This is a genomic window from Meiothermus sp. CFH 77666 (assembly GCF_017497985.1).
Lineage (GTDB): Bacteria > Deinococcota > Deinococci > Deinococcales > Thermaceae > Meiothermus.
This window is the reverse complement of the sequence record NZ_JAGDFV010000021.1, coordinates 41,840-62,161: the sequence shown is the minus strand read 5'-3', so window position 1 is coordinate 62,161 and position 20,322 is coordinate 41,840. Positions and strand designations below refer to the sequence as shown.

Below are 20,322 nucleotides of genomic sequence, written 5' to 3'. Positions count from 1 at the left end.
AGAACAAGCTGGGTTCGGCCAGAAAATGTACGACCAAAGCTTGGTACTGGAGTAGTCGTCGCTGCAAACGGGTGCGTTCAGGTAGATGGGGGAAGCAGTCACCCAGGTTGGCGACCAGCCACAGGTAGAACCGGCGGAATGAGCCGCCTTTGAGGCTGAACATCAGCCCGATGGTGACCAACTCACTAAGGCTGAGCTTGGCTTGTTGATGTTCATGCTGTTCAGCCTTCGAACGCAGGGCATCGTCTACCCCAACGTACATCACCAAAGCAACGTCTTCCAGCGATAGAATGCATCTCGGGTCTGGCCGCATACACCAGACCCTATTCCTTTCTCCCGCTACTTTTCAACTAGCACCAGTGATTACATAAAGAAGCCATATTCTGAATGTAGCCGGCCATCCCGGCGGCCACTGTTCTGTCCAGGACAAAGGGCTTCCAGTAACGGACGGCCTCATCATTGTAAAAAGCGCTACAATGTAGCGGCTCAGGGGGCCAGCCGTTCAATGACCCACCCCCCGTCCGGCTGGAGGCGGTAGCGCAGCCGGTCATGCAGGCGGTTGGGGCGGCCCTGCCAGAACTCGAAGGTGTCCGGCCTCAGGCGAAACCCGCCCCAGTGGGCTGGCCGGGGTACGGTTTCGGGGTAGCGGGCCCGCAGCTCGGCCATGCGCTCTTCCAGAACCTCCCGACTGGCAATCACCTCGCTCTGGGGGCTGGCCGCTGACCCAATCTGGCTCTCGTAGGGGCGGCTGGCAAAGTATTCGTCGGAGAGTTCGGGCTCGGCTTTCTCGACCAGCCCCTCGATGCGCACCTGGCGCTCCAGGGGTGGCCACCAGAAGTTGACGCAGGCCCAGGGGTTCGAGGCCAGCTCACGGCCTTTGCGGCTTTGGTAGTTGCTGAAGAAGACCAGCCCCTGCTCGTCCAACCCCCGCAGCAGCACCACCCGGCTGCTGGGCCGCCCATTCTCGCCCACCGTGGAGAGGGTCATGCCGTGGGGTTCGTAGAGGTGGGTCTCGAGGGCCTCCGCAAGCCAGCGCTGAAGCTGCCGAAAGGGGTTGGGGTCGGCGTCCTGCTCGCTGAGGGCGCCATAGGTGTAGTCGCTGCGAAGGTCGCGGAGCATGCTTGTATTATGCACCGATTCCAAATGATGAGTTGGTAACGCTTTTGTAATCTCCCTGCCTTAGCTTGAAGCCAAGTCTGGGGCGCGACCCATCGGGTTGGGGTCAGGTGCTGGAGCTACCTGAAGGGGAGGCCGCTGCAAAGAGGGGTGAGGTGATGGTATGGCACATGTGATCTGCGAACCCTGTGTGGGGGCCAAACACCGCGACTGTGTTGCAGTATGCCCGGTGGATTGCATCCACCCCAAGCTCGAGGAAGACCAGGGCGAGGTGATGCTTTTCATCAACCCCGACGAGTGTATAGACTGCGGCGCTTGCGTGCCGGCCTGTCCGGTAGCGGCCATTTTTATCGAGCAGGATGTGCCGCCCCAGTGGCAAGGCTACATCGAAAAGAACCGCGACTACTTCGCTCTGGACAGGGCCAGTTTCCAGGCCAAGTGGGGGCTCCATGGCGAGCGCAGCCCCTGAGAGCGGTTCCCACGAATACCCCACACAGCATCCTTTGGATGCTATGGCGTGTGGGTTCATTTACGCTGCACCGCATGTAGCGTAAATGTGGGAAACGCGATGAGTGGGGTTACTCCCCTCGAGGATACACAATGTAGCCCCCCGAGCGCTCGTCGCGCTCCAGGCGCACCAGCCCCCGGCGCTGGGCTTCCTCCAGGAGCGCACTAAACGAGCGGAAGCCATAGGAGGCTTCATTGAAGCCAGGCTTGCGACGCTTGAGGGTTTGCTTGACCAGCGAACTCAGGATGCGTTCCTCCCCGCCGCGCTCGGCTTGCAGGGCCAGAAGGGTCTCGAGGACCAGCTCGAGGGCCTCCTGCTGCTTGTCTTCGGGCTTCTGGCTGGGGGTCTTGGCTTTGGATGCCGTTTTACCGGGCTTGGCAGCCCGCTTTTGCGCGACCTCTTCCTGCACCAGGTCGTCGTAGAAGATGAACTCGTCGCAGGCGGCGGTCAGCAAGTCCGAGGTGGACTTTTTCACGCCCACCCCAATTACCAGCCGGTTGTTTTCACGCAGCTTGGACACCAGGGGCGAGAAGTCGGAGTCGCCGCTAATCACCACAAAGGTGTCCACATGGGACTTGGTGTAGCAGAGGTCGAGGGCATCCACCACCAGCCTGATATCGGCGGAGTTTTTGCCCGAGAGGCGGGTATGGGGAATCTCGATGAGCTCAAACCCTGCCTCGTGCATGGCGGCCTTGAACTCCTTGTAGCGCTCCCAGTCGCAGTAAGCTTTGCGAACCACGATGCTGCCCTTGAGCAGGAGCCGCTCGAGGATTTTTTGAATGTTGAACTGGGGGTACTGGGCCTCCCGCACCCCCAGGGCAATGTTCTCGAAATCGCAGAACAGCGCCATGTTTTTGATTTCGGATCGGCCTGCCATAGATTTGCCTGTACCAAGTTCCTTACAAGCCCCGGACTCAGTATAGGGCCTGATGGGGCCGTGACCGGAGCGCTTCCTGCCGAAATGGTAACGCCCTGGTAATTTTGGGGTTCCAGACTGAGAACAGGGGTCAAGTTAAGTTGCTCTATGGAAACGAGGTGCGCTATGCCTGCAAGCCAACCTGTCCAGACCGAGTCCATCCTCATTCCTCTGGACTCCGAAGCCGCGCTTCAGGGTGACCTGGGGATTCCTCCGGGGGCCAGGGGGATGGTTATCTTTGCCCACGGTAGCGGCAGCAGTCGGCACAGCCCCCGCAACCGCTACATTGCCCAGGAACTGCAACAGGCTGGGTTGGCGACCCTGCTCTTTGATTTGCTGACCGCCGAAGAGGAGCAACTGGACGATTACACCCGGCAGTACCGCTTTGATATTGGCTTGCTGGCCGAACGCCTGGTGGCCTCGAGCGACTGGCTGGCCCTCAACCCCCTGACCCGGCCCCTGGAGCAGGCCTATTTTGGGGCCAGCACCGGGGCGGCGGCGGCCCTGGTCGCGGCAGCGCAGCAGCCTGCGCGGGTGCGGGCGGTGGTTTCCCGGGGAGGGCGGCCCGACCTGGCCGGGGATGCCCTGGAAAAGGTCAGGGCCCCGACCTTGCTGATTGTGGGGGGGTGGGACGTGGAGGTGCTGCGGCTCAACCAGCAGGCCTTTGAGCGGCTCACTTGCACGAAAAAGCTGGTGGTGGTGCCGGGGGCTACCCACCTCTTTGAGGAGCCGGGCAAGCTGGAGGAGGTGGCCCGCCTGGCGCGGGACTGGTTTGCCCAACACCTGGGCGTTGCAAAGGGGGCCGACCATGCCTGAACCGCAAGCCCTCCAGGCCAACCTGTTGCCGGTGGCATCGCTCCGCAAGACCTGCGATGCGAGCCAGTTTGACTTTCGCACCACGGCGGAGCTGAAGCCCCTGCTCGAGTTCCCCGGACAGACGCGGGCCATCCAGGCGGTGCAGTTTGGCCTGAAAATGCCCCACGAGGGCTACAACCTGTTTGCCCTGGGGCCCATGGGGGTGGGTAAGCAGAGCCTGGTGCGGCACTTCACCCAGGCGCAGGCCCAGCAAGAGCCCCCCGCCCCGGACTGGGTATACGTGCACAACTTCCTCGAGCCCCACAAACCCCAGGCCCTGCGGCTGCCCGCCGGACGCGGGGCAGAGCTCAAGGAGCGCATGGAGCGGCTGGTGGAGGAGCTGCGGGTGGCCATTCCGGCGGCCTTCGAGAGCGAGGACTACCGCACCCGGCGGCAGATTATAGACGAGGAGTTCAAACAAAAGCAGCAGGCCAGCTTCGATGCCCTCCAGGCCGAGGCCAACCAGCAGGGCATCGCTATCATCCGTACCCCCATGGGCATGGGCCTGGCCCCGGTGCGCGAGCGCGAGATCATTACCCCCGAGGCCTTCGAGCAGCTCCCCGAGGAGGAGCAAAAGCGCATCCAGGAGGCCATGGAGGCCCTGCACCAGAAATTGCAGGCCATCCTGCAGCAGGCCCCACAGTGGGAGAGCGAGCGACGCCAGAAAATCCGCGAACTCAACCGCGAGGTGACCCGCCACGCCATTGCCCACCTGCTGAACGGGGTGCGCGAGCCCTACCACGACCTGGCCGAGGTACAGAGCTATCTGGAGGTGGTGGAGCAGGATCTGATTGAAAACGCGGGGCAGTTCCTGGCGAACCCCAGCGAGTCGGAGAACCCTTTAGAGGCGGCCCTGGGCAAGATGCTGGCCGACAGCCGCAGCTTCGACCGTTACCGGGTGAACCTGCTGGTGGACAACGCCGGCAGCCAGGGAGCCCCGGTGGTGGAGGAAGACCATCCTGCGCTTTCCAACCTGCTGGGCCGCATCGAGTACCGGGCCCAGCTCGGCAACCTGGTCACCGACTTTACCCTGATACGCCCTGGGGCGCTGCACCGGGCCAACGGGGGCTACCTGATTCTGGACGCCCGGCGGGTGCTGTTGCAGCCGTATGCCTGGGAGGAGCTCAAACGGGCTTTGCGGGCCAAAGAGATTCAGATTCGCTCGGTAAGCGACGTGCTGGGCCTCAGCAGCACCGTGACCCTGCAACCCGCCCCCATTCCCCTGCGGGTTAAGGTGATTCTGCTGGGGGATCGGCTGCTGTACTACCTGCTTTCGGCCTACGACCCGGACTTCCTGGAGCTCTTTAAGGTGGCCGCTGACTTCGAGGAGGCCCTGGAGCGCACCCCGGAAGGGGAGCAGGCCTATGCCCGCCTGATTGCTTCGCTGGCCCAGCGCGAACAGCTACGGCCCCTGGACAAGGAGGCGGTGGCGCGGGTGATTGAACACGGTTCGCGCCTGGCTGCCGATGCCCACAAGGTTTCGGCGGCCCTCGAGGCCCTCCTTGACCTGTTGCGCGAGGCCGACCACTGGGCGGCCCAGGCCCAGCACGAGGTCATAACCGCCCAGGACATCGAGCAGGCCATCGCCCAGCAGATCTACCGGGCCAGCCGCGTCCAGGAGCGCTTGCAGGAGGCGGTGCGGCGCGGCACCCTGCTGGTGGACACCAGCGGGGCCCGGGTGGGGCAGATCAACGGCCTCTCGGTGCTGAACCTGGGGGGCTACAGCTTTGGCCACCCCACCCGCATTACCGCCCGGGTGCGGCTGGGCAAGGGCGAGGTGGTGGACATCGAACGCGAGGTGGAGCTGGGCGGCCCCCTGCACTCCAAGGGGGTGCTGATTCTGGCCGGGTTCCTGGGCGAGCGCTACGCCCGCGAGCGGCCCCTCTCGCTCTCGGCCAGCCTGGTGTTCGAGCAGTCCTACAGTGGGGTGGAGGGGGATAGCGCCTCCATGGCCGAGCTGTGCGCGATTCTCTCGGCCCTGGCCCAGGTTCCCATCCGCCAGGGCATCGCCATCACCGGCTCGGTCAACCAGCACGGCCAGGCCCAGCCCATCGGCGGGGTCAACGAGAAGATCGAGGGCTTCTTCGAGGTCTGCCGCGATGCAGGCCTGAACGGTGAGCAGGGGGTAATCATCCCCCGCGCGAACGTCCAGCACCTGATGCTGCGCCCGGAGGTGGTGGAGGCGGTGGCCAGGGGGCAGTTCCGGGTCTGGGCGGTGGACTCGGTGGACGAGGCCCTGAGCATTCTGACCGGCCTCGAGGCCGGAGAGCGGGGCGCCGACGGGCGCTTCCCCGAGGGCAGCCTGAATGCCAGAGTGGAGGCCCAGCTGATGGCCTTTGCCGAGCAGGTGCGGGCCTTTGCCGCCCCGCCCGCAGGAGGGAACCCATGAGCAAGAGCCGCCGGGTCATTCTGGCCCTGGACGTAGCCGCCCGCGACGAAGAGAGCATCGCCGCCGCAGTGGAGCTGGCGGCCCGGCTGGGGGCCGAGGTGCTGGGGCTGTTCCTGGAAGACCCCCGCCTGTTGCGCTGGGCCGACCTGCCGGTGGCCAGGCAGGTCAGCCCCTGGGGGAAGGCCCTGGAGGAGGTGCGCCTGGAGGCCCAGCTCCAGGCCCTGGCGGCCCAGGCCCAGGCCGCCCTCGAGCAGGCCGCCCGCCGGCTGGGGGTGGCCTGGAGGGCCCAGGTGCTGCGGGGGGAGCCCGAACGGGCCCTGAGCGAAGAGATTCCGCAAGAGGATATATGGGTCATCGGCACGGCAGGCCGGGTAATGGGTTTGACGGTGCCGACCCCCTCCGCGCTGCGCCTGGTACTGCCCGAGGCGGCCCGGTGGGTGCTGTTGCAGCCGCGCGGGAGGGCCTTCCGGCATCCGATGGTAGTCCTGCACCCCCAGGCCCGGCAGCCCGAAGCCGTGCTGGACGCGGCCCTGGCCTGGATGGAGAGCCGCACCGAACCTCTAACGGTTCTGATGCTGGGGCCTGGCAGCGAGCTGGCAGCCCGGGTGCAGGCCTGGCAGGTGCGGCAGGGGGTTCTGGTTCGGCCGATGCACCTGGGGGCGGCCACCCTGGAACAGCTCGCACAGGTCTTCGAGCGCAGTGGCTGCGACGGGCTGGTGCTGGGGGCCGACCTGCCCCTGCTGGAAGGGGAGGGGCTTTCGCAGTTGCTGGCGCTGTCCCGCGCTCCGGTGCTGTTGGTGCGATGAAAAACGCCGAGATTGCCCGGCGGTTTCAGGAGATGGCCGAGATGCTGGCCTTCCTGGGCGAGAACCCCTTTCGGGTGCGGGCTTACGCCCAGGCTGCCCGCACCCTGGCCGACCTCGAGGCCCCCATCGAGGCACTGGCGGCCCAGGGAACCGAAGCCCTCGAGGCCCTTCCGGCCATTGGCCCAGACCTGGCCGCCAAAATTCAGGAATATTTGCGCACCGGTGACATCCAGGCCCACGCCCGGCTGGCCCGCCAGGTGCCCCCTGGGGTGCTGGAGGTGCTGCGGGTGCCGGGGGTGGGGCCCAAAACCGCCAGGCTGCTGTGGGAACGGCTGGGGGTGGACTCGCTGGCCAAGCTCGAGGCCGCCCTGACCTCGGGCCAGGTGCGGAGGTTGCCCGGTTTTGGCGAGAAAAAACGCCAGCATCTGCTGGAAAACCTGGCCCTGGCCGAGGCCGCTACCCAGCGCAGGCCCCTGGGCGCGGTGCTGGGGCAGGCCAGGGATCTGCTTCGTCAGGTGCGGGCCCAGCCGGGGGTGGTGCAGGCCGAGGTGTGCGGCTCGCTCCGGCGCTACCGCGAGACGGTGGGCGACCTCGATTTTCTGATTGCCACCCTAAAGCCTGCCGAGGTGCTGGCGGCCCTGGTGCGGTTGCCGGGCATTGCCGATGTGGAGGCGGTGGGGGAGAACCGGGCCACGGTCTTTTTGCTGGAAGGCTTGCAGGTAGACTTCAAGACCGTACCCCCGGCGGCCTGGGGGAGCGGCTTGCAGTACCTGACCGGCTCCAAGGCCCACAGCATCAAGCTGCGAACCCTGGCCCAGAAGCAGGGCCTCAAGCTCAACGAGTACGGGGTCTGGCGGGGAAAGGCCCGGGTTGCAGGTGAGGACGAAGAAGGGGTCTACCGGGCCCTCGGTCTGCCCTGGATTCCACCCCCCTTGCGGGAGGACGGCGGTGAAATCGAGGCGGCCCTGGCCGGACGGCTGCCCCGGCTGGTGCAGCTCGAGGAGGTTCGTGGCGACCTCCAGGTGCACTCCCGGTGGTCGGATGGCAAGGCCAGTTTGCTCGAGCTGGCCCGCGCCGCAGGCAAGCTAGGCTACGAATACCTGGCCGTCACCGACCACTCCCAGAGCCTCAAGATAGCCCATGGGGTGCCGCTTCACCAGGTGCAGGCCCGTTTGCAGGAGATTCGCAAGGTCAACGAACAAACCGGCGGCAAGCCCTACTTGTTGGCCGGGGCCGAGGTGGAGATCGGAGCCGATGGCTCGCTGGACTACCCCGAGGAAGTGCTGTGGGGCCTCGAGGTGGTGCTGGTGGCGGTGCACTCCCACTTCCAGCTAAGCCCTGCGCAGCAGACCCGGCGCCTCCTGCGGGCGCTGGAACACCCTGCGGTGCACATCCTGGCCCACCCCACCGCCCGCATGTTGGGCCAGCGTAAGGGCCTGGAGGCCGACTGGGAGAAGATTTTCCGGCGGGCTAAGGCCCTCGGGAAGGCCCTGGAGATCAACGGATACTACGACCGTATGGATCTGCCCGACACCCTGGCCCGGCAGGCCGGGGGCCTGGGCCTGTGCTTTTCCCTCGCCACCGATGCCCACCAGCTCGACCACCTGCGCTTCATGGAGCTGGCCGTGGGCACCGCCCAGCGGGCCTGGCTGGGGCCTGGGCAGATTCTCAACACCCGTCCCCTGGCGGCCCTCCTGGACTGGCTTCGGGCGGTGCGGGGGTAAGGGGGTAATGGGCCGGTAACGCCGAAGGCCCAGGCTGAACTGGGAGGAAGGCATGATTACCCTTTGCCTGACCGGCGACCTGATGCTGGGCCGCCTGGTGAACGAGGCCCTGCTGCGCTACGGGGCGGCCTATCCCTTTGGCAATGTGCTGGAGGTGTTTCAACGGGCCCATCTGCGGGTGGTGAACCTCGAGTGTGTCATCTCCGACCGGGGCCGGCCCTTTAGCCGCTGGGAAAAGGCCTTTCACTTCCGCGCCCATCCCCGGGCCCTCGAGGCCCTCAAGCTGGCCCGCATAGACTGCGTGGTGCTGGCTAACAACCATGTGCTGGACTACGAAGAGGAAGCCTTCTTGCAGATGCTGGAACTGCTTGAAGAATCCCACATCCCCTACGTGGGGGCCGGGCGCAACCTGGCCGAAGCCCGCCGCCCGGTGCTGTTGTCGGTGGGGGAGTACACGGTGGGGGTGGTGGCCTTCACCGACAACGAGCCAGGCTGGAAGGCCGGCCCCCACACCCCCGGCACCTACTACCTGCCCGTCGCGCCGGAATCGCTGCCGGTACTTCGCGAGCAGATAAGCCAGGCCCGCGCCCAGGGGGCCGACTGGGTGGTGGTCTCGGCCCACTGGGGGCCCAACATGCGCCTCTACCCCCCGCCCCACTTCCGGGCCTTTGCCCATGCGCTCATCGAGGCCGGGGCCGACGTATTCCACGGGCACAGCGCCCATGTTTTCCAGGGCCTCGAGGTCTACCGGGGCAGGCCCATCCTCTACGACTGCGGCGAGTTCGTGGACGACTACGCGGTAGACCCGGTGCTGCGCAACGACTGGGGCCTGCTGTACACTCTTAAGCTCGACAAACGCATTCGAGAAGTGGAGCTGACGCCCCTCTTCATTGATAACTGCCAGGTCAACCTGGCCACCGGCCCCACCTGGGAGGCCATCGCCGAACGGGTGCAGATGCTCTCGGCGGAACTGGGCACCCCCGTCTCGCGCGAAGGGGCGCGGCTTTGGGTGGCTTGCTAAAGGAGTTAACCATGCGCCAGCCCGCACGCTTTCCTCGGGCCCCTACCCCCTACGTTGTAGGGGAGGAACGAAAAGGCATCTGATCCGGCTTATGCCAGACACAGCATAGTCCATAGCTTAGCCGCGACAATTGACACTTCTGTACGGGTATTTGTACGACTGTACATGCATCGCGAGCATCCGCAGGATGCGAAGCCATCCAGTTCACTCTGCCCAGCCAACCGTTTGGCAATCCTCTTCTGGGTTGCTTCGTCGGCCTTGGGCCTACTCGCAAGGTTTTTCGGCTCAAATGCAGGCTGGGTTTGGGAACTTCAAAAAGCTGGCTTGTCTCTAGCGCAATAGGTATTCAACCAGCAGCCGGCCCAGCACCCGACGCAAGCGAGGATAGCGGGCCAGCAGCCAACCCAGCAATAAAGCCAGGCCCAGCGTCTCGTTGGGGTGCTGCTCGGCCCAGCCTACACTTTCCTGGTCAAAACGCCGGGCGGCCTGTTGCAGTCGGGCCCTGGTCTCTGTGCGGTCTGGGGGTTGGTCAGATGCACTGCCCATAGGCATTTCCACAATCCACTGGCCAGGGTTAGCGAAGCATACTTCGGGCCCGCCACCACAACCCTGCGGCTAACAAAAGCGACAGCAGGCTGACCAGCAAAGCCGCCAGGGGTGGGGCTATCAGGCTGCTGAACCACAGATAAGCCGCCCACAGAAGAACCAGCAACCCGCCCAGTACCAGCAGGCCAGCCACTACCAACACAAGAAGCGCGCTCACCACGCGCAGAAAGCCCATCCGCAGTGAGCGCGCCTCGGCCTCCAGCACATCCAGGAGGCTCAGCAAGACCTCAACTATTCCCGCCACACCCGGCGCCCCATCAGCGCCCGCCGCTCGGTGAACCAGCCCGCCAGGAGACCTACACCAAAAGCCGCCAGCACGCTCAGGAAGGGACGTTCTTCGATGCGATGTTCCACATTGTGAATGATCTTGTCGCCCCGTTCGCGGACGGTATCAAAGGTATGGAACATCTCTTCGCGCAGGTGCTTGCTCTCGTCTTTCAGGTTGACGCGCATGGCCTGGGCCAGCTCACTCAAGTCTTTGCGAAGCAAGGTCAGGTCGTTGCGGATATCTTGCAACTCTCTAGTCACGTTGGGTTCCATGATGGCCATAACCACCTCCTTGATGGGCTTTCTTTGCAAACTTAAACCTACTCCTAACGCTATGGGGCAGGTGTCCCGAGTGGCTCGAGATTGGACGGGTAGTAGGTAATGCCCTGGTGACATCTACTTCAGGACAAACTCAGTTGACCTTGCATACCTCCTGGGGTTCTTTCCCGAGGCTGCCTACAGGTTGGTTGAGCTTCTGGCCGGGATGGCTGTGCTAAACAGGTGCGTCTGCCGAGGCGCACAACAATCCCTTCCCGGGTGTTCAAGGTAAGGGACACGTAACCCTTCCTCGGCGGGCTATACTGAAAGTGCCGGATACCGCAGCTCGAGCGGTTTGCTCGAGATTCAGATCAGTTCGGGGCTCTGATAGCCCGGTGGCTTCGTCTCACTCGGATATTCGGGAAAGGAGGTGGCCATGTTCTTCTGGAAGTTTAGCGACGGAACCACCGTGTACAGCCATGCACGGGTGGAGGGGGGAAGCCCTTTTGCCGAGCATCTGCGGCGAGAACTGGTCAGCCTGGTGTATGGATGTGGCCCGCTGGTCTGGCTGGTTCCCGGTGCCCATGCAGTTGAACTCGACCCCTGTTCCGACGAGCTGCTGGCATTGTGGCTCCAGCAGGAGGCCAGAGGATATGGCCTCACCATCACCGAGACCGATTTCGCCCCCACCCATCCTGCCGTGGGCGGGCCTGCTGGAGGTAGCCGTGGTCAGGTGGCCTTGTAGTTACCCGGCCTGCCGAATGGTGCCTGGGGACAAACACCCCTTGGCGGGGTTGCCACACAGGGCTACCCTGAGGATGCAAGGAGGTAAGTCGGCAACGGCTTTCCTTCTTCCCACCTCAGCAGCCTCTTCTCAAGGGAAAGGTCGCTGAGGTGTTTGCTTGAGGCGAGTGGAGGTGGCTATGTATCAACGCATTCTGTTGCCCATAGATGGCTCACCCCCTAGCGAGCACGCGGCGGCAGTGGGGCTGGCCCTGGCCAAGCGGCTGGGGGCCTCGGTGGTGCTGGTGCACGTCATTGAGCCGCAGCGATACCGTGAGCTGCGCGATGTGCAGGAAGCCCTCGAGCGGGCCCGCACGGTGGGTCGGGCTTTGCTCGAGCAGTGGGAGCGCAAGGCCAGCCGGGCCCAGGTGTCCTGTGCCACCCAGCTCACCAGCACCGAACCCGAGAGCAGGCCCGGCGTGGCCGAAGCCCTGGTGGATGCCGGGGTGGCCCACGGCTGCGACCTGGTGGTGATGGGCACGCATGGCCGCACGGGGCTGCCCCGCGTCTTGCTGGATAGCGTGGCCGAGCGGATGGCCCGCCTGGCCCCGATGCCCCTCTTGTTGACGCAGGGGGATGATGCCAAACCCACCCTGTTCAAGCGCATTCTGGTGGCTATTGACGGCAGCTCTTACAGCGATCTGGCCCTGCAACATGCCGATGCACTGGCCGGAGCGCTGAAGGCCCGACTCTCGGTGGTGTATGTGGTGCCCGACCTGACCCAGCTCTATGTGAGTGCGGGACGGGCCTGGATGTTTACCGACCAGACCCAGCTCCAGGCCCAACTGGCCCAGGAACAGGCCCGCCTGCGCGAGCAGGGCGAGTTCATCTTGCAAGAAGCCATCCAGCGCTGTGAGCACTGCAAACAGGCCCACGCGGTGCTGCGTGAGGCCGGACGTCACCTGATTGGCGAGCGCATCCGCGAGGTGGCCGAGGAAGAGAAGGCCGAACTGATCGTGATGGGCACCCACGGACGCACCGGGCTGCGCAAGCTCTTGCTGGGCAGCGTGGCCGAGGATGTGGCCCAGCAGGCCCGCCAGCCGATTCTGCTGGTACGCAACCCGGCGGCCCTGACCCACCCCGACGAGGCCCACCTGCCCCCGCCAGGGGAACGCTGAGTGACCTCACGGCAAACCTGCTTTGAAACGAACAAGGAGGAGCCATGTATCGCCGAATCCTGATTCCCACCGATGGAAGCGCCCCCAGTGAGGCTGCGGTCAAGATAGGCCTCGAGTTGGCCAAAAGCCTGGGCGCCGAAGCTACCTTGCTGTACGTGGTGGAGCCGGTGGTGGCCCGCATCCTGATTGGGCCTGAAACCATTCCCTACTACCCCGAGCTCTCCCGCGACCTCGAGGTGGCGGGCAAGCAGGCCCTGGAACGGGCCGAAGGGTTTGCTCAGTACCTGGGGGTTTCGGCCAGAACCGAGCTCAAGCAGGGCAACGCCGCTCAGGTGATTGTGGAAGAGGCCGCCGGGCACGACCTGGTGGTGATGGGCACCCACGGGCGCAGCGGGCTGGATCGGCTTCTGCTCGGTTCGGTCACCCAGAAGGTCTTGCAGCGCAGCCCCAAGCCGGTGCTGGTGGTGCGCCACCCTGGGGAGGAGGCCACATGAACAAGCGCGGACTATCCACCCAGGAGGCGGTGAATCGGCTGGCTCGCTACGGCCCCAACACCCTGCCTGAGCAGCCGCCAGAACCCCTCTGGCGGCACTTTTTGCGCCAGTTTAGAAGCCCGCTGATCTACACTCTTGTGGATTCTTCTGGCCAGTGCGGGGTTGCTGCTCACCCCGGTTCTGGAACCGCTGCGTACCGTGCTGGGCCTGACCCCCTTGCCCTGGGTGGCCTGGGCTCTGGTAGCGGTAGCGCTCTCGTTGAGCTGGGCTTTTGCCATGCTCATGGTGGCCTGGTTACGCCGTCATGAGAGAGAACACCGGTGGGAGGCGAGGCAGGTGGGAGGTGCCCCATGAAAGCCAGGGAGATTATGGCCAGATCCATCGTTACTGTCTCGCCCCAGACGCCCTTGGTGGAGGTGGCCCAGAAAATGCTCGAGCACCGCATAGGCTCCGTGCTGGTGGTGGATGGCGAAGGCCGATTGAGGGGCATCATCACCCAGGGCGATTTTTGCCGCCACCCTGGGCGGATGGTGCCTTTTTCCCTGTTCGAGAGCGCCAATGTACTGAGCAACTGGCTCTACCCCGACCAGGTGGAGCGGGTTTACAAGGCAGCCCGCAACCTGCGGGCCCAGGACATCATGCACGCCCCGGTGGTCACGGTCTCGCCCGAGGCTTCGCTCAAGCGGGTGCTGGCCCTGATCCTCAAGCACGACATCAACCGTATCCCGGTGGTGCGCCGGGGCAAGGTGGTGGGCATCATCTCCCGCTACGACCTGCTCCGGGTGATGCAACAGGAGCACGCCACATGAGCCGAACACAAAGTGCAAAGCGCCAGAGCTATCGTCCCGAACGACTGATTTTTGAAGTTGCCGCTCTGCGATTGGTGGACTGGTAAGCAGGTAACCGGGATGCCTCCAATGAACCTATCTTCCGCCCTTGACTTGTAGAAAGGAGACTTATGCTCAGCAAAGCGCAAATTGATTACCTCAGAGCGACCATTGCGCCGCATCCGGCCCCGCTGCTCTCCTTGTACCTGGGGGTGAACCCGGCCAACCCCGACAACAGCGGCAAGGCCTACGTGCTGCGGGCCCGGGAGGCCCTCGAGCGCCTCGAGGTGCCGCCAGCCCTTAGCAAAAAAGTGCTCGAGCGCCTGCAACACTACATCCCCCAGGGCCGTACCCGGGCGCTCTTTGTGGCCGAGGATTTGTTTGAAGACTACCACCTGCAGGTCGAGCTGCCCCTGCTCGAGTCCCGCGCGGGGGTGGAAGCCCACTGGGGGCCGCCTTATTTGGCCCCGTTGCTCTTTGCCCTCGAGGAGTACCAGCGCTACGGCGTGGTGCACATGGATCAGGAGCGCCTGCGGCTGTTCGAGGTATTCCTGGGCGAGATTGAAGAAGTGGCCGATGCCTTCCGGCTGCTGGACACCCACAACTGGCGCTACCTGGGCGAAGACCGCACTGGCACCCCCGGGCGCAGCGCGGCTCCGGCCAGCAGCCCGGTAGGGGTAGCGGCGCGGGGCGGTTCGGGCAAAGATCATTACCAGCGGCGGGTGGACGAGTGGAGCCAGCGCTTCTTCCGCGAGGCCGGTATCATCCTGCAGCAGCAGATGGCCGAGCGTGGCCTGGAGCGGCTGATTCTGCTGGGGATGCCCGAGGAAGCCCGGCAGGCCCTCCCCAGGCCGGTAGCCGAAAAGGTAGTGGCCCTGCTGCCCCCGCTGCACACCGCGACCCCCAGCCCGGCAGAGGTGCTCAAAACCGTCTCGGCGACCATCGAAGCGGTGGAGCGACAAGAAGAAGAAGCCCTCCTCTCGCAGGTGCGGGAGAAAGGGGTGGGGGGCCTCGAGCAGGTGCTGAGCCTGCTGCAGGAAGGGCGCTTGCAGTACCTGCTGGTGCCCTGGCATCTGCAGGAAAAGGCCTGGCGCTCTGCCGATGGCTGGGTTGGCAGCAGCCCCCAGGCCGCCCAGGCCCACGGCCCCGGCCAGCCAGTAGAAGAAGTTGAACTCAAGCGGGTGCTGCCCGAGCTGGCCGCCCGCTATAGCACCAGGCTCGAGTTTGTCCATGCCGAAGTTGCGGAGCGCTTGCAGCAGGAGCTGGGCGGTCTGGCCGGTATGCCCCGCTGGTAATCCTCTAGCGACGGAGGCCTACCAGATATACCGCCCCCCAGGCCTTGTAGCGGCTCTCGAGCACATCCTGCCGCACCGCCCCGCTTTGCAGCCGGACGGTTCGGTACACCCGTACCAGCGCCCCCTCGGCGGCAAAGTCAATCTGCCGACGGTATCCGGCGGGCAGGGTGGCGTCGTAGATGTAGCGGGTGGGCAGGGGAGGGGTGCGCCAGAGTATCACCGGCCCCCGCCAACTGACTTCGCGGTCTTTTGTGCCAAAGAAGCGAAAGGTCAGGTTCTGGCCCTGGATAGAGGTCTGGATGAGCAGGTGGGCCGGGGTATCGTTTTTGAAGCGCAGATCCTTGGGCGGGGCGGTGGTGGCGTCGAGGCCGGTGGGTTTGTAGTAGCCCACCTGATAGCTGTGGGGGTGGCGTTCCACGATGGGCAGGCCGCTAAAATAAGCCGCCCGAAAGAGCGTGGTGCAGACCTGGCAGACCCCACCCCCCACATCCCACACGGTTCGGTCGCCCCGGATCACCCAGGCTTTCTGGTAGCCGGTGGCGGGCGTGACCGGCCCCAGCGCCCGGTTGAACGAAAACACCGTGCCAGGAGGTATTTGGACGCCATCGAACCGGGCAGAAGCCAGCCGAATGTTGTGAACCCGGCTGGGCAGCGAACCCGCAAAGTTGGTGGTTCCCTCGCCCACCAGCTCCACGATGCCGCGCTGCCACAGGTCGTGGACGCTAGGTCTGGGCTGCTCTACCGTCACGGGCAATATAAAAGAGGACTTGCCCGCCTCGAGCGCAGCCCGGTAGGCCCGCCGAACAGCATCGGCATCCAGGCGATACCCCAGTTTCTGGACGGCCATCCAGCCCTTGTGAGGCTCGAAGATAAAACGCGCTGGGCGTGCCGGGCGGCTCAGTTGACTAATCAACGGCTCGAGGGCGGCCTCGCTTGGGATGGGGTAGTGCCGGGTTCCGATGTACTCCACCACTTGTCCCTTCTCCAGCACCTGTTCCCGCACCACCAAAACTGCCTCGAGTTCGGCCCAGGCCAGCGAGAGCAAGCTGAATAGAGCGACCAGCGCACGCATGACTCCCTCCCAAACCCCTCATGGCTCACCCTCAAGCTAGCTTTCCAGGATTACCAGGGCATTACCCCGGGGAGGGCAGTAATCACCCGCTAATGCCCGCCCACCAGGGTGAGCGCTGGAGGGGGTGGTTATGGCCAGGCCAGGCTTTTATCGTTTTCCCCTTTCCCTCTCCCCCTGTGGGAGAGGGTGGCGACACCGTCGGTTAAGTTGCGCCAGTATGAGGTTTAGAGATGAATTCAGACTGCGCCAGAAAACCATGCTCCGGGCGCAATACCCGAGTGATTTTCGATCATCCCATTAGCCAAAACACAGGCGGGAGGTACTTAGCTTGGCGCTCATTTTGCCGAACAGGACACTTCTGATAGCAACCCGGTGTTGCCGGGTGAGGGGGCTGCAACCAATGCTTCCAAGCAAATGATAAGAGCCTGATGGCCAGGGTTGCGCTCGAGCACCTGACCAGGTGCTTTGATGTGGGGCGGCCTTCAAGTCTATGGAGCCGAGGCCAAGGCAGTTGAACTCGTCAACGTCCTCGAGCACGGCGAAGAACCCGCCGACCCTGGCTTGCGAACCCGACTGCCCATGTTGCGCGATATTGACCGCCACCACGGCAAGCTGGCCCTCGAGCAAGCCACCGCCCTGGCCCGGAAGCTTGGGGTCGCGCGCAAGGCCCTCCAGCCCACCGGCTTGCCCGAGCAGCTCATCATGCAGAAAGCCCCGGACTTCGACCTGATTGCCTTGGGCAGCCACGGGCGCAGCAGCCTGAGGCGCTGGATGATGGGCTCGGTGGCAGAAGGGGTGGTGCGCCGCTGCCAGACCCCAGTGTTGGTGGTGCCCTGTCCAGAAGCCTGAAGCAACACATCTCTGTTTTTTGCAGAAGAGCAGGAGATCAGTGCCGCAGCAGGCGCACAACCTCCACAATGGCCTTGGTATCGCCCTGGCCTTTGGCAAGGTCGGCTCGGCACTCCTCCAGATAGGTCTCGAAGATCAGGTCGCCGGTGGCTTCCAGGGCGCTTTTGATACCTGAGAGCAGGGTCAGAATCTCGCGGCAGTCGCGGTCTTCCTCAACCATCTTTTGCAGGCCCCGTACCTGCCCCTCGAGCCGCTTGAGGCGGTTCAGCACACGGGCACGGGCCTCGAGGTTGTGTTTTTTGCTGCTGGCAGCGCTCATAGCGTATCCCCAGGGGGTATCGTACACCAAGACCGCTTTTCTTCCAACGTTCTCCTGGAGCGGTTCCCACGAATACCCCACACAGCATCCTTTGGAAGCTATGGCGTGTGGGGTAATTTACGCTGCATCGCGTGTAGCGTAAATGTGGGAAACGCGATGGGCGTATGGAATCCACGGCCCGAAGCAGAAGAGGTCTCTGGTGACCTGCTATCAGCCATCAGCCAGGTGCGTAAGCGCTAGTTGAGCTGCTGCAAAAGCTGCTCGAGCTGAGCCCGGTTGACAGGCCCCAGGTGACGGGCCATGACCTGCCCATCGGAGCCAATCAGCAAGGTGGTGGGCAGCCCACTCACCTGAAAGGCCCTTTGCAAACCGGCAGTGTCCAGGAAGACCCGCGCCTTTAGCCCGTTCTGCTGCAGGAAGCTTTGAATGGCCCCTGGGTCTTCCCCTGCGTTCAGGAGCACGATGGGATAGCCCTTCTGCTGGTACTCCACCAGCAGGGGCATCTCGGCCCGGCAGGGAGGGCACCAGGTAGCCCAGAGGTTGACCAACATGGGCCTGGGCAGGTCTGCAAAACGCACCTCGCTGGGGTGGGACTGGCCGGCCTCGAGGTACTGTAGCACCTGGGTCTCGAGGGCCGGTTTGCTGGCCGATGGGGCCGGACGGGTGAGGCCATACTGCAGTCCCAGCGGTAAAAAAGCCACGGCCAGCGAGGCCGCCCCCGGAACCAGCAAGCGGGTTGCTTCCCGCTTGAGCAGGAAAAGCGCTGCCAGGGCCCCGGCTGGAAACCCCACCCACCAGTTCCAGCCTCCGCTGCGGATGTCTAGAACGCCGAGCAAAGCGGCTCCAACATTGGGCCAGGTAGACAGATGTTCTACGGCGTAGCCCACTCGAGCCGCCAGCACCGCCACCAGCAACACCCACCAGGCTTTCCCCTCCACCCCCTGACGCGCGGCCAGCCAGGTAAAGGCCAGAATGCCGAGCAGCAGGGCCAGGTTGGGCCAGCTCAGGGCCAGAGGGCCCAATAACAGAGCATCCGGGGTCAGTTTCATCGGCTATACACCATCCATCCCAGAAGAATCAGCACCAGCCAGGGCATCAGCTTGCACAACGAGACCCCGCGCAACCGGCAGGACAACCAGCCGCACAGGCGCTCCATTCCGGCCCTGGTTGTTCGCAGCATATCCACGCTGGATATTATACCCCAGGGGGATATAAAGCGCAAACTGTGCTTCAGGGGTAGATATGCGCCCTGTTTTGCTTGTAATGGTGGGGGGTATGCATTTGCCAATAGTCAAAAGCCAAAGGGCAATGGGGGTATCGGATTGTTGGCCCTCGGCCCTGCCTGATGGACTCTTTAGCGCATCTGCGCGGTCAGGGTGAAGGTCAGGCTGGCCCCACCCTCGAGCCGCAAGGTAATGGGCACTTTCTGCCCTTCGGCCAGGGGCCTGGGGTTCTTTTCGCGTAAGCCGTAGAGCATCAGGTGGTAGCCACCGGGCAGAATCTTGAGGCGGCCCCTGGCCGGTACGGTCAGGGCCTCTACCCGCCGCATGGCCGAAAGGTCGAGGTGCTCGTCGTGGCCGCTGTGGGTAGTCTGGTGAAACTCGACCCGGGTGGCGATGGGGGTGCTGGCCCCCACAATCTTCAAGGGCTTGTCGGTGGGGTTGTAGAGCACCATATAAGCGGCGGTGATGTTCCCCGGCACCCGCCGTACCCAGCCTTCCTCGAGCCTTAGCGTGGGCTGGGCCAGGGCCAGACCGGCAAACAGAACAGCGACTAACGCACGCATCCAGCTCATTATCTATCCCTCCTCGCAAAGCGCCAAGCGGCCCCCAAAAACCCCAGCCCCACCGCCAGCAGGCCCGCCGCCACCGGCAGAAGCCCCCCCGTGTAACCCAGAAACTCCTTGAGCAGGTAGCCTGTCGATCCCACCAGCACCGGGGCCTGAAGGGCGTACAGAAGCCCCACCCGAAAGAGTTCCAGGGGGTTCAGGAGCACCGCAGGCAGCAGGAAGCGTTCCAGGGGATACGCCCGCAGGGCCACCGCCAGCCCGATCACCAGGGGGTCGTAAGCCAGTACCAGAACGCCCCAGAGCAAGAGCCCCAGGCCCAGGGCCCGGGAGGGCTCGAGGCCCGCCCCCACCCAGCCCGCCCACGCCACCCAGAGCCACAGCAGGCCCAACCCAGAGAGCAGCAGGAGCCCTGCCGCCGGCCACCCCAGCCCCAGGAGCCCCGCTGCCAGCGCCAGCCCGGTCAGAACGGGCAGACTCAGGCCCAGCCCCACCCCCCAGACCCCCGCCAGGTAGAGCCGGGCCGGGCTCTGGGGCATGCCAGCCCAGAAGGCCCAGTCCTCTCGGGGGGTGAGCAGGGGCAGCGTCAGGGCCAGCACAAAGGGAGGTAGCAGCAGCGCCAGCGAAGCAAAGAGCGAGACCACCGCCACCGCTTCGCCCCGGCCTGCAAACGCCAGGGCCAGCAGGGGCAGCAGGCCCACCGGCGCAAAGGCCCAGGGGTTGCGCAGGAGGGCCTTGGCGTAAAGCGGCAAAAGGGCGTTCATCGTCCGTAACCCGGCACCCAGGCCTGCTTGCGCCCTCGAGCCAGCAGCTCGTTCCAGCGCAGCTTCTCGCCGGCGTGCTGGGGCCGCTCCTTCAGGTAATCCTCGAGTTCCCTGGCACTCTTGAAGGCCAGGAGCCCCACCCCCATGGGGGTGCGGATACGCTCATTGAAGAGGAAGTGGGCCTGTTCCGCCTGCAAAAAACGGGCCTCTCTGCGCTCGGAGGCGGCAAAGTCGGCCACATACATCTCTTTGGGGGTGGCCTGGGGGCCGCCATAACCCAGCACGTGGTCGAGCAGGCAGCCCACGTCGTCGTACTGGAACACCTTGCCGGTGGTGGAGACCATTTGCGCGGCGTAGCGGGCGTCCAGAATGGTCATGTTGCAGTAGGGGCAGGCATCCACGCCCACCCGCAGGGGCCGGGCCGCAGCCAGCGCCGGTTGCAGCACGCCAAAGCCCAGGGGCAGGGCCAGCAGTCCTTTGATGACGGTGCGTCGCTTCATAGGGGTTCCTTGCAGGGCCGGGAGCGCATCAACCCCCGGCCCAGGAGTC

The 20,322-nt window shown here is 64.5% G+C and carries 25 protein-coding genes and 1 pseudogene; 13 read left to right on the top strand and 13 right to left on the bottom strand.

All coding sequences use genetic code 11. The features are described from left to right. Window positions 1–313 (bottom strand): annotated as a pseudogene (locus J3L12_RS11640) (hypothetical protein); the annotation flags it as partial. Between the two features lie 173 nt (window positions 314–486). After that, window positions 487–1,119: a pyridoxamine 5'-phosphate oxidase gene (gene pdxH / locus J3L12_RS11635; protein ID WP_208015230.1), complete on the bottom strand. Its 633-nt coding sequence runs from the start codon at window positions 1,117–1,119 to the stop codon at window positions 487–489. Between the two features lie 160 nt (window positions 1,120–1,279). Between pdxH and J3L12_RS11630 the strand changes: the two genes are divergently transcribed. After that, complete coding sequence (locus J3L12_RS11630; protein WP_208015229.1) at window positions 1,280–1,585, top strand: ferredoxin family protein; 306 nt, start codon at window positions 1,280–1,282, stop codon at window positions 1,583–1,585. A 109-nt stretch (window positions 1,586–1,694) separates the two neighbouring features. Here the strand turns inward: J3L12_RS11630 and J3L12_RS11625 are convergent, their stop codons facing one another. Further along, window positions 1,695–2,501, bottom strand: a complete 807-nt coding sequence (locus tag J3L12_RS11625) for an NYN domain-containing protein (RefSeq protein ID WP_208015228.1) — start codon at window positions 2,499–2,501, stop codon at window positions 1,695–1,697. Between the two features lie 165 nt (window positions 2,502–2,666). Here J3L12_RS11625 and J3L12_RS11620 point away from each other — a divergent pair, with 165 nt between their 5' ends. The 5 genes from J3L12_RS11620 to J3L12_RS11600 are packed head-to-tail and all read left to right on the top strand — an operon-like array spanning window position 2,667 to window position 9,335. Further along, window positions 2,667–3,356, top strand: a complete 690-nt coding sequence (locus tag J3L12_RS11620; RefSeq protein ID WP_243455177.1) for a dienelactone hydrolase family protein — start codon at window positions 2,667–2,669, stop codon at window positions 3,354–3,356. Then, window positions 3,349–5,784 (top strand): ATP-binding protein, encoded by a 2,436-nt coding sequence (locus tag J3L12_RS11615; RefSeq protein WP_208015226.1) that lies wholly within the window; start codon window positions 3,349–3,351, stop codon window positions 5,782–5,784. The genes J3L12_RS11620 and J3L12_RS11615 overlap by 8 nt, the downstream gene beginning before the upstream one ends. Next, the gene (locus J3L12_RS11610; protein WP_208015225.1) at window positions 5,781–6,590 is read left to right on the top strand and encodes a hypothetical protein; all 810 of its coding nucleotides are present in this window, start codon (window positions 5,781–5,783) and stop codon (window positions 6,588–6,590) included. Before J3L12_RS11615 ends, J3L12_RS11610 begins: the two co-directional genes overlap by 4 nt. Next, window positions 6,587–8,314 (top strand): DNA polymerase/3'-5' exonuclease PolX, encoded by a 1,728-nt coding sequence (gene polX / locus J3L12_RS11605; RefSeq protein WP_208015224.1) that lies wholly within the window; start codon window positions 6,587–6,589, stop codon window positions 8,312–8,314. Before J3L12_RS11610 ends, polX begins: the two co-directional genes overlap by 4 nt. 52 nt (window positions 8,315–8,366) lie before the next feature. After that, window positions 8,367–9,335: a CapA family protein gene (locus J3L12_RS11600; RefSeq protein ID WP_208015223.1), complete on the top strand. Its 969-nt coding sequence runs from the start codon at window positions 8,367–8,369 to the stop codon at window positions 9,333–9,335. Window positions 9,336–9,665: 330 nt separating this feature from the next. Here the strand turns inward: J3L12_RS11600 and J3L12_RS11595 are convergent, their stop codons facing one another. Genes J3L12_RS11595 through J3L12_RS11585 form a run of 3 tightly spaced genes read right to left on the bottom strand, consistent with a single transcriptional unit; the run spans window position 9,666 to window position 10,490 of the window. Continuing rightward, window positions 9,666–9,881 (bottom strand): hypothetical protein, encoded by a 216-nt coding sequence (locus J3L12_RS11595; protein ID WP_208015222.1) that lies wholly within the window; start codon window positions 9,879–9,881, stop codon window positions 9,666–9,668. Window positions 9,882–9,909: 28 nt separating this feature from the next. Beyond that, window positions 9,910–10,185, bottom strand: coding sequence for a hypothetical protein (locus J3L12_RS11590; protein WP_208015221.1), 276 nt, complete (start codon window positions 10,183–10,185; stop codon window positions 9,910–9,912). Beyond that, complete coding sequence (locus tag J3L12_RS11585; RefSeq protein WP_208015220.1) at window positions 10,173–10,490, bottom strand: DUF883 family protein; 318 nt, start codon at window positions 10,488–10,490, stop codon at window positions 10,173–10,175. Before J3L12_RS11585 ends, J3L12_RS11590 begins: the two co-directional genes overlap by 13 nt. A gap of 412 nt (window positions 10,491–10,902) precedes the next feature. Between J3L12_RS11585 and J3L12_RS11580 the strand changes: the two genes are divergently transcribed. From J3L12_RS11580 to J3L12_RS11555, 6 genes are all read left to right on the top strand, one after another. Continuing rightward, window positions 10,903–11,211, top strand: coding sequence for a hypothetical protein (locus tag J3L12_RS11580; RefSeq protein ID WP_208015219.1), 309 nt, complete (start codon window positions 10,903–10,905; stop codon window positions 11,209–11,211). A gap of 178 nt (window positions 11,212–11,389) precedes the next feature. Then, a complete protein-coding gene (locus tag J3L12_RS11575) occupies window positions 11,390–12,367 on the top strand; it encodes a universal stress protein (protein ID WP_208015218.1) in 978 nt (325 codons plus the stop codon). Between the two features lie 44 nt (window positions 12,368–12,411). Continuing rightward, window positions 12,412–12,861: a universal stress protein gene (locus J3L12_RS11570; protein ID WP_208015217.1), complete on the top strand. Its 450-nt coding sequence runs from the start codon at window positions 12,412–12,414 to the stop codon at window positions 12,859–12,861. After that, a complete protein-coding gene (locus J3L12_RS17095) occupies window positions 12,858–13,169 on the top strand; it encodes a cation-transporting P-type ATPase (RefSeq protein WP_208015216.1) in 312 nt (103 codons plus the stop codon). The genes J3L12_RS11570 and J3L12_RS17095 overlap by 4 nt, the downstream gene beginning before the upstream one ends. Window positions 13,170–13,211: 42 nt before the next feature. Further along, window positions 13,212–13,670: a CBS domain-containing protein gene (locus tag J3L12_RS11560; RefSeq protein ID WP_208015215.1), complete on the top strand. Its 459-nt coding sequence runs from the start codon at window positions 13,212–13,214 to the stop codon at window positions 13,668–13,670. A gap of 149 nt (window positions 13,671–13,819) precedes the next feature. Then, window positions 13,820–14,983 carry a VLRF1 family aeRF1-type release factor gene (locus tag J3L12_RS11555; protein ID WP_208015214.1) on the top strand — a complete coding sequence of 388 codons (1,164 nt, stop codon included), beginning with the start codon at window positions 13,820–13,822 and terminating at the stop codon, window positions 14,981–14,983. A 4-nt stretch (window positions 14,984–14,987) separates the two neighbouring features. On the opposite strand, the gene J3L12_RS11550 is transcribed toward J3L12_RS11555, so the two are convergent. Further along, window positions 14,988–16,055, bottom strand: coding sequence for a VanW family protein (locus tag J3L12_RS11550; RefSeq protein ID WP_208015213.1), 1,068 nt, complete (start codon window positions 16,053–16,055; stop codon window positions 14,988–14,990). A gap of 468 nt (window positions 16,056–16,523) precedes the next feature. Between J3L12_RS11550 and J3L12_RS11545 the strand changes: the two genes are divergently transcribed. Next, window positions 16,524–16,904: a universal stress protein gene (locus J3L12_RS11545; RefSeq protein WP_208015212.1), complete on the top strand. Its 381-nt coding sequence runs from the start codon at window positions 16,524–16,526 to the stop codon at window positions 16,902–16,904. A gap of 37 nt (window positions 16,905–16,941) precedes the next feature. Here J3L12_RS11545 and J3L12_RS11540 read toward each other — a convergent pair whose 3' ends face one another. From J3L12_RS11540 to J3L12_RS11520, 6 genes are all read right to left on the bottom strand, one after another. Then, window positions 16,942–17,223, bottom strand: a complete 282-nt coding sequence (locus J3L12_RS11540; RefSeq protein ID WP_208015211.1) for a metal-sensitive transcriptional regulator — start codon at window positions 17,221–17,223, stop codon at window positions 16,942–16,944. Between the two features lie 236 nt (window positions 17,224–17,459). Next, window positions 17,460–18,272 carry a TlpA family protein disulfide reductase gene (locus J3L12_RS11535; protein WP_208015210.1) on the bottom strand — a complete coding sequence of 271 codons (813 nt, stop codon included), beginning with the start codon at window positions 18,270–18,272 and terminating at the stop codon, window positions 17,460–17,462. Beyond that, window positions 18,269–18,403 carry a hypothetical protein gene (locus J3L12_RS16975; RefSeq protein WP_279381127.1) on the bottom strand — a complete coding sequence of 45 codons (135 nt, stop codon included), beginning with the start codon at window positions 18,401–18,403 and terminating at the stop codon, window positions 18,269–18,271. The genes J3L12_RS11535 and J3L12_RS16975 overlap by 4 nt, the downstream gene beginning before the upstream one ends. Before the next feature lie 174 nt (window positions 18,404–18,577). Next, window positions 18,578–19,009, bottom strand: a complete 432-nt coding sequence (locus J3L12_RS11530) for a copper chaperone PCu(A)C (RefSeq protein ID WP_208015209.1) — start codon at window positions 19,007–19,009, stop codon at window positions 18,578–18,580. Between the two features lie 8 nt (window positions 19,010–19,017). Next, entirely contained in the window at window positions 19,018–19,773 is a 756-nt protein-coding gene (locus J3L12_RS11525; RefSeq protein WP_208015208.1) for a hypothetical protein, read from the bottom strand. Further along, complete coding sequence (locus J3L12_RS11520) at window positions 19,770–20,273, bottom strand: nitrous oxide reductase accessory protein NosL (protein WP_208015207.1); 504 nt, start codon at window positions 20,271–20,273, stop codon at window positions 19,770–19,772. Before J3L12_RS11520 ends, J3L12_RS11525 begins: the two co-directional genes overlap by 4 nt. Between the last annotated feature and the right edge of the window lie 49 nt (window positions 20,274–20,322).